The sequence below is a fragment of the Clostridium sp. 1001270J_160509_D11 genome (assembly GCF_015667935.1).
In the GTDB taxonomy this organism is placed as follows: domain Bacteria; phylum Bacillota; class Clostridia; order Peptostreptococcales; family Peptostreptococcaceae; genus Intestinibacter.
In genome coordinates, this window is sequence record NZ_JADPET010000262.1 from 1 (window position 1) to 1,304 (window position 1,304).

At 31.4% G+C, this 1,304-nt stretch carries 1 protein-coding gene; it reads right to left on the bottom strand.

All coding sequences use genetic code 11. The features are described 5' to 3' along the window. Positions 1-1,304: efflux RND transporter permease subunit (locus I4U58_RS13800; RefSeq protein WP_195931907.1), on the bottom strand; the 1,304-nt coding region annotated here is incomplete at both ends.

Consider the following 1,304-nt stretch of genomic DNA (forward strand, 5'->3'; position numbering starts at 1 on the left):
CAACACCTTGGACATCTCGAAGTTCTTTTACTATGTTTACAAATTCATCACTAGCACTTTCTAAATCAGCTTGTGTTACTTCTTGACCTTCTTTTGCTGAGATAGTTGCTGTCATTTGAGTAGAGCTCATATCAGGCATGAATGCAGTTCCCATTTTTGTAGCACTATATCCAGCTAAAACTAAAAGTAATAATGCACCCACAAGTATAACTGCTTTATGTCTCAATGCATTGTCTAATACATATTCATATCCATCAACAAGTTTATTAAAGAATTTGTGTTCAACTTGATCTTTGCTAGTTAATATATTAGATGCCATGCAAGGAACTAAAGTAAGAGCCATTAATAAACTCGCAATAAGTGAATATGCGATTGTAAGACCCATATCGACGAATAATTGTCTTGTTATACCGTCTGTAAATACTATCGGTAAAAATACACATATAGTCGTTAGAGTAGAGGCACATATTGCGTTTGAAACTTGTTTAGCACCATAGACAGCGGCTTTATATTTGCTTACACCGTTATTTCTCATTCTATAGATATTTTCGATGACAACTATACTATTATCAACAAGCATACCAACGCCAAGAGCTAAACCAGATAGTGAAATCATGTTTAGAGATATACCTGTGAAGTACATTAAAACTACTGCAAATAGTAAACTCATAGGTATACTTAGAGCTATTATTATAGTAGGTTTAATACTTCTTAAGAAAATTAAAAGTACTATTATTGCTAATACACCACCATAAATTAAATTATCCAGTATACTATCGATAACCATATCTATGTATATACCTTGGTCCATTAGAGAAAGTATATGTAATTTATCATTTTTACTAGTTAAATTATCTATAGTTTTATTTAGTTTATCGCAAACTGAAGAAGTAGAAGCTGTACTAGTTTTTTCTATAGATAAAATGATTCCTGGGTTTCCATTTACATTTGTATATGAATCACTTGTGCTATTTCCATATTCAATGTTTGTAACATCTTTTAAATAAACATCAGCAATATCCTCTAATGAGAATAGAAGAAGATTCTCAATCTCATCTTTAGAAGTAAATTTATCACCGACTTTAACTGAATATTTATCAGCACCATCTTCAACATATCCAGCAGGCATAGAGAAGTTTTCTGCCGAAAGAACTGAATCAATTGTTTCAGGTGTGATTTTATTTGATATATCTGCAGCCTTTAAAGCCTCTTCTCTTGCTTTTTCTATTTCTTCTTTAGAAGACTCAAGTGTAGCTTTTTGTTCACTTACTTGTGAAGCTGTTTTTGATAATTCATCATTTAAT